We start from the raw sequence: 5,977 nt of genomic DNA, 5'->3' as shown, positions 1-5,977 counted from the left end.
CCCCGCCCACGGCCACCCCGCCGCCGACACCCACAGCCCCACCCACCCCCGCGCCCCTCCGTCTACAGGTGCGGCCCCTTCTGCCCACCCCCACGCCCGCCGGCTCCCTCTTCGAGGTGGTGGTCCAGGTTTTCTACGATGCCAACGGGAACGGCCGATGGGATCCCGGCGAGGGAGTGGCCGATATGACCGTCTGGCTGGTCTCCCTCCAGGATGGCCGGCCGATCGCCCGGGGGACGACGGACGCCGACGGCCGGGTTCGGTTGCAGGCCCGGGCGGAGGGAACGGTCCGGGTGCTGATCCCCTACCTGGGGATCGTCCGCCGGGCCGAGAGCGGCGGGACCATGGTCGTCCGCCTGAACCCGATCCCCATGCCTTCCCGGCTCCCGTGAGCCGCGCGGCCCACATCGAGCGGAGGTGGCCCGGCGATGTCCGAGATGACGCCGCAGGTTCCGTATGGGGGAACGGAGGGGATAAGGGCGCTGGCGCGGCGGATCCAGCAACGCTTGGTGGCCTTCTGGGCAGGGATCCCCCCGACGGCCCGCCCGTGGGCCCTGGCCAGCCTGGGGGTGGGCGGGGCGGGGCTGGTCCTCTTCCTCGTCGGGCTGGTCCTGATTCTTCGGGCCTCCCACCCGACGCCCGCGCCGGCCGCTCCTTCGCCGGCCGCTGCCTTCGTGCCGGTCCGGCTCCGGATGAAGGGGGAAGCCCTGACGGTGCGGGCCCTGGCAGCCCGGGCGGATGGCTGGCCGGTGCCCCCTGGCAGGTTCGGGACCATCTACTGGATGGAGGGGACGTTCATCAACCTGGTGTTCGGGCTGCCGGACCATCCGGAGGCTCGGCGGCTGATCGAGGGACTGCGAGAGGGGGACCCCCTCGAGGTGGAGATGAGCACCGGCCAAGCCCTCCGCTTCGAAGTCACGGGGAAGCAGCAGGTATCGCCGGAGGAAACCGCCCTCCTGGCGCAACGCCGCCCCGGGCTGACCCTGTTGCTGGTCGGGGGAGCAGCCCGCTGGGCGGTGATCGCGGCCCCCGCTCCCGAAGCAGCCCCACCGGCTCTCCCCGGCGGGCGGGTGCCGATTGGCGTCCCGGTGCGCGTCGGGCCGGTCCGGGTCACGGTGATAGGCGTTGCGCCGCGCTCCGGCAGGCCCGACATCCCTGCCGATTTCATCGGGGTGCAGGTGCGGTTTGAGGTGGTCCACGAGGGGTCGGAGCCCCTGGCTGTGGAAGGCTTCGAGATGAGCCTCCTTGACGAGACCGGCCGTCGGTATCAGCCCACGCCGCTGGAGGGTGCCCCGTTGCCCTCCGGGCGTCTGCTCCCGGGCGGGACCCTCGAGGGGTCGGTGGGTTACCTGATCCCCACGGCTGCCGCCTCGGGGATCTTCCTCTGGCAGTTCAACCCCCAGCCTGGCCGCCTGGCCCCGGCGGAGGTGGAGTTCGAGTTGCCCCGCCCGACGCCAACCCCCCCGCCGCAGGCCCGCTGGCGCATCCAGGTGGACGAGGCCCGCTGGCTGCCGGAGGAAGGGGTCCTGGAGATCCGGGGCGGGTTTGGGAACACGGGGGACCTGCCGGCCCGGCTGGGGGCGGAAGCGGTGGTGTTGCAGGCGGCCGGCGGCCGTCCGGTGCCGTTGCTGGAGGCGGACCCGCCGTTGCCCTGGACGGTGGCGCCGGGCCAAACCATGGCCTGGCGGCTGCGCTACGCCCTGGCGCAGCCTGGCCCGCTCACTTTGCAGATCGGCCCGGAGCGCTTTGAGATCCAGCCGTAAGCCCGAGGTACAAGGAGGAGCCCTATGCCGATCTATATCATGCTCAGCACCCTCACCGATGAAGGGGCGGAGACCCTCAAGGAGCGGCCAGAACGCATCCTGGAGGTCAACCGCGAGGTCGAGGCCATGGGCGTCAAGGTCCTGGCCCAGTACGCCGTGCTGGGCCCCTACGACTTCGTGAACGTCGTGGAGGCGCCGGATAACGAGACGGTGGCCCGGGTCTCGGTGGAACTGGCCTCGCGGGGCAGCGTCAAGATCATGACGCTGCCGGCCATCCCCATCGAGGCTTTCATCCAGCGCCTGAAGGCGTAGGCGGCGCTCAATCCCCGCCGCCCGATCCGAGGGGCCCCTGGGGGACGGGGAGGCCGAGCCGGCGGCAGAGCATGGGGATCAGCCCCCCGGCCTCCAGGATGGCCCGCACCGAAGGCGAGAGGGACGGGAAGGGAAAGGTCCCCGCCCGGCAGTGGATGTGGTGGGCCTCCAGGTCGATCTCGATCTCCTCTCCCGGCGCGATGGCATCCACCGCCTCTGGGCAGACGATGGGCAGCAGGCCGTTGTTGATGGCGTTGCGGAAGTAGATGCGGGCGAAGGACTTGGCGACGATGGCCTGGACCCCTGCCGCCTTCAGGGCGATCACCGCCTGCTCGCGGGAGGAGCCGCACCCCCAGTTGCGGCCGGCGACGATGATGTCGCCCGGCCGCACCTCCCGCGCGAAGGCCGGGTCCAGGTCCTCGAGGGCATGCCGCGCCATCTCGGTCGGGTCGGTGATCGTGTAGGTGTATTTGCCCGGGAAGATTACATCGGTGTTGACGTTGTCGCCATATTTCCAGACGCGACCCCGCAGCCGCATCGCGATCCTCCTTTAAGGAATCCGTCGGGCGCGCCGGGGGGCTTGCCGCCCCCTCGAGGCCGGTGTGAGACTGCATCCAGGTTTCCGAGCGGCGGAGGTGGGGTATGCCATCCCCGTTCCCTGGCATGGATCCGTATCTCGAGGACCCCGCCCTCTGGCCGGACATCCATCATGGGTGGCTGGAGGCGATCCGGTCGGAGCGCGCCCCAGCCTTGGTTCCTCGTTTCTGTGTGCGGGTGGAGCATCGCGGGCCGGTCCCGCCCCCGCCGCTCTCCCCGGCCGACGCCGCATGGGCCCGCGCCCAGATCGAGCGCTGGCAGGCAGAACGGTCGGCGCAGCCCGGTTGAGGCCGTGCGCTTTCCAAGGGCGGGCCTCATGCGTGGGGTGCTCTCATGGCGTCACCTCGCGAGGGTCGGTGATGCGCCCACGCAGGGCGCTGGCGGCGACCACGGCGGGGCTGGCCAGGTAGATCTCCGCCTCTGGCGTCCCCATTCGCCCCCGGAAGTTCCGGCTCCCCGAGGAGATCACCACTTCCCTAGGCGCGGGGATCCCCATGTGGTTCCCCATGCACGGTCCACAGCCAGGGACCCCGATCATCGCCCCGGCTTCCACAAGGGTCTGGATGTAGCCGCGCCGGAGGGCCTCTTGCAGCACCTCGCTGGAAGCGGGGATCACCAGCAGCCGCACGCCGGGGGCAACCCGCCGTCCGCGCAGGATCGCCGCCGCGGCAGCGATGTCCTCCAGCCGCCCGTTGGTGCACGTGCCGATGAAAGCCATATCGATGCGGGTCCCCGCCACCTCCCGCAGCGGCTTCACGTGGTCCACGCTGTGGGGACAGGCCACCATGGGCTCCAGTTCCTCCAGCCGGTAGAGGTGTTCGGCCTCGTAGGCCGCGTCGGGGTCCGGGTAGAGGGCCCCCAGGGCGATGGCCTCCCGGACCGCCTGCACCGGCTCCCCCGTGCGCCGGGCCCGGCGGGGCGCCAGCCAGTCGAAGACGGCGTCGTCCGGGGGGAGATAAGCGTTCTTGACCCCGAACTCGGCCATGAAGTTGGCGATGACCATCCGGCTCTCGATGGAAAGGGACGCCACGCCGTCGCCGGCGAACTCCACCGAGCGGTACAGGCCGCCGTCCGCCCTCAGGTCGCGGAAGATCCGCAGGCAGAGGTCCTTGGCCGTCACCCCCTCGGAGAGGCGACCCCGAAGGACGATCCGGATGCTGGAGGGGACCCGGAGCCAGATCTGGCCGGTGGCCCACAGGGCCAGCACCTCGCTGCGCCCCACGCCGGCCCCAAAGGCCCCTAGCGCGCCGAAGTGGGTGGTGTGGCTGTCGGCCCCCAGGACCATCTGGCCAGGGAGCACCAGGGCCTCCTCGCACAGCACCTGATGGCAGATCCCCCGCCCGGCCTCGAAGAAGTTCCGGATCCCCTGCTCGGCCACGAACCGGCGGATCTCGGCGTGGTTCTGGGCGTGCTGCGGCGTCGGCGGGGGCACGGCGTGGTCCAGGGTGATGGCCAGCCGGTTGGGGTCCTTCACCCGCCGCAGGCCCAGGGCGGAGAACATGCGGGCGATGGCCGCCGTGTTGTCGTGGCTCAGGATGAGGTCCGGCTCCACGTCCACGATCTCCCCGACGGCGGCCGTCGGGCGGCCGGCCGCCCGGGCGATGGCCTTCTGGGCGAAGGTCTGGCCTCCCATCGGCGGGCCTCCTCTCGATCGGATCTCCCATCGCCCCTCACGGCCGCGGGGAGACGGACCGGGCGACGGCCTCTCCGTTCGCCCAGCGCCGCAGCATCTCGTCCACATCCTCCAGGGTGATCCGCTTCTCGTCGGCCAGGGCCTTGATGTGGGCGGTGACCGCCCGGATCTGCTCGTCGCTCAGGCTCAGCCCCAGTTGCTCCGCCCGGGCCTTCACCGCGTTCCACCCCGTCAGCCGGTGGGCGATGGAGATGTAGCGGGTCATCCCGAAGTCCTGGGGGTCCAGGGCTTCGTAGGTCTCCGGGTTGTTGAGGATGGCCTTGGCGTGGATGCCGGCCTTGTGGGTGAAGGCGGCCATCCCGGTGATGTAGTTGTTGAAGGGGATCTCCACCCCCACCATCTCCGCCACCATCTGCTCGATCTCCCGCAGTTTCTTCAGGTTATACTTGCGGCGCACCAGATCCCGGTTGACGGTGTACATCCGGGCGATGAAGCCGCCCAGGGGGGTGATGCCGTTGCGCTCCCCGATCCCCAGGACGGTGGTGTCGATGTGGGTGGCCCCCGCCTCGAGGGCGGCGAAGGCGTTGGCGATGGCGCATCCGGTGTCGTTGTGGCCGTGGAACTCGATGTCCGCCCGGGTCAGGCGCCGCAGGGTGCCCACCAGCCAGGCCACCTGGCTGGGGGTGGCGATCCCCACCGTGTCGGCGATCCCCAGCCGGTCCACCACCCCCAGCCGGTCGACGGCCAGATACACCCGCAGCAGGTCCGCCGGGTCGCTGCGGAAGGTGTCCTCGGTGGAGAAGCGCAACTCGATGGCAGGGGCCTGCTCTCGGATGAACGACAACACCTCGGCGGCCCGGTCGATGATCTCCTCCACGCTCATGCCGTGGCTGAAGGCCCGCAGGTAGGACGAGACCCCGATGACCACGTCGATGCCGTCCACCCCCGTCTCCAGGGCCCGCTGGGCGTCCTCCATGTGGCAGCGGATGTGGGTGAGGACCTTGCAGCGCAGCCCCAGGCGGGCGATCGTCCGGCAGTCCTCGAAACTCTTGGGGGAGGCCGAGGGGTTGGTCAGTTCGATGTATTCCACCCCGAACTCGTCCAGGGCCCGGGCGATGCGGATCTTGTCCTCAGTGGAGAAGTGAGCCCCAACGAATTGCTCGCCTTCGCGCAGTGTCGACTCGATGATGAAGAAGCGATCCAGCGGCATAGGCGCCTCCTCCTTTCCTGGGATCGTGGTGGGGCCTCTGTCACAGTTGGGCGTGGGCGATCTCCTCCAGGGCCCGGGCGAGCACCCGGACGCCGGCCAGGTATTCCTTCAGCTGGATGTGTTCCTCGGGCGTGTGATCCAGGCGGGCGTCGCCCGGGCCGTAGGCGGCGATGGGACAGCGCCAGGCTGGCCCGACCACGTTCATATCGGAGGTCCCGGACTTGAGCCGGAAGCGCGGGCGCAGGCCCTCCGCCCGGATCCCGGCCAGCAGCGCCCGGACCAGGGCCGTGTCGGGGGAGGCCCGCCATGCCGGCTCCTCCCCCTCCGTCCGCCAGAGGGCTCCCGCGCCCTCCAGCAACGGGCGGAGGGCCTCCCGCCACCGCTCGGGGGGCCAGGCCTCCGGCAGCCGGAACCCCACCGTCATCTCCGCCCATTCCCGCCAGCCGTCGCCGTCGGCGGCCA

The 5,977-nt window shown here is 70.9% G+C and carries 7 protein-coding genes and 1 pseudogene; 4 read left to right on the top strand and 4 right to left on the bottom strand.

Translation table 11 applies throughout. From position 1 onward, the window contains the following. The 3 genes and pseudogenes from C4313_RS10830 to C4313_RS10820 all read left to right on the top strand — a co-directional run. Window positions 1-392, top strand: a pseudogene (locus C4313_RS10830) (hypothetical protein); the annotation flags it as partial. Between the two features lie 36 nt (window positions 393-428). Beyond that, a complete protein-coding gene (locus C4313_RS10825) occupies window positions 429-1,763 on the top strand; it encodes a hypothetical protein (RefSeq protein WP_352429874.1) in 1,335 nt (444 codons plus the stop codon). A 24-nt stretch (window positions 1,764-1,787) separates the two neighbouring features. Then, window positions 1,788-2,075 (top strand): GYD domain-containing protein, encoded by a 288-nt coding sequence (locus C4313_RS10820; RefSeq protein ID WP_352429873.1) that lies wholly within the window; start codon window positions 1,788-1,790, stop codon window positions 2,073-2,075. A 7-nt stretch (window positions 2,076-2,082) separates the two neighbouring features. Here the strand turns inward: C4313_RS10820 and C4313_RS10815 are convergent, their stop codons facing one another. Beyond that, entirely contained in the window at window positions 2,083-2,613 is a 531-nt protein-coding gene (locus C4313_RS10815) for a 3-isopropylmalate dehydratase small subunit (protein WP_352429872.1), read from the bottom strand. Between the two features lie 104 nt (window positions 2,614-2,717). Between C4313_RS10815 and C4313_RS10810 the strand changes: the two genes are divergently transcribed. Beyond that, window positions 2,718-2,960, top strand: a complete 243-nt coding sequence (locus tag C4313_RS10810; protein ID WP_352429871.1) for a DUF4058 family protein — start codon at window positions 2,718-2,720, stop codon at window positions 2,958-2,960. A gap of 43 nt (window positions 2,961-3,003) precedes the next feature. Here C4313_RS10810 and C4313_RS10805 read toward each other — a convergent pair whose 3' ends face one another. From C4313_RS10805 to C4313_RS10795, 3 genes are all read right to left on the bottom strand, one after another. Further along, window positions 3,004-4,305, bottom strand: coding sequence for a 3-isopropylmalate dehydratase large subunit (locus C4313_RS10805; protein ID WP_352429870.1), 1,302 nt, complete (start codon window positions 4,303-4,305; stop codon window positions 3,004-3,006). Window positions 4,306-4,342: 37 nt separating this feature from the next. Continuing rightward, window positions 4,343-5,515 carry a homocitrate synthase gene (gene lysS / locus C4313_RS10800; RefSeq protein WP_352429869.1) on the bottom strand — a complete coding sequence of 391 codons (1,173 nt, stop codon included), beginning with the start codon at window positions 5,513-5,515 and terminating at the stop codon, window positions 4,343-4,345. Between the two features lie 40 nt (window positions 5,516-5,555). Next, window positions 5,556-5,977: M20/M25/M40 family metallo-hydrolase (locus C4313_RS10795; RefSeq protein WP_352429868.1), on the bottom strand; the 422-nt coding region annotated here is incomplete at its 5' end.

The sequence above is a fragment of the Thermoflexus sp. genome (assembly GCF_040289485.1).
Classification (GTDB): Bacteria; Chloroflexota; Anaerolineae; order Thermoflexales; family Thermoflexaceae; genus Thermoflexus.
The sequence above is the reverse complement of the archived record's forward strand: the minus strand, read 5'-3'. Positions and strand labels throughout refer to the sequence as shown.

Bases quoted from the DNA above. Each gene is read 5' to 3' on its own strand.
- C4313_RS10815 (WP_352429872.1), bottom strand. From the start codon at position 2,613: ATGCGGCTGCGGGGTCGCGTCTGGAAATATGGCGACAACGTCAACACC.
- C4313_RS10825 (WP_352429874.1), top strand. From the start codon at position 429: ATGTCCGAGATGACGCCGCAGGTTCCGTATGGGGGAACGGAGGGGATA.
- C4313_RS10820 (WP_352429873.1), top strand. From the start codon at position 1,788: ATGCCGATCTATATCATGCTCAGCACCCTCACCGATGAAGGGGCGGAG.
- lysS (WP_352429869.1), bottom strand. From the start codon at position 5,515: ATGCCGCTGGATCGCTTCTTCATCATCGAGTCGACACTGCGCGAAGGC.
- C4313_RS10810 (WP_352429871.1), top strand. From the start codon at position 2,718: ATGCCATCCCCGTTCCCTGGCATGGATCCGTATCTCGAGGACCCCGCC.
- C4313_RS10805 (WP_352429870.1), bottom strand. From the start codon at position 4,305: ATGGGAGGCCAGACCTTCGCCCAGAAGGCCATCGCCCGGGCGGCCGGC.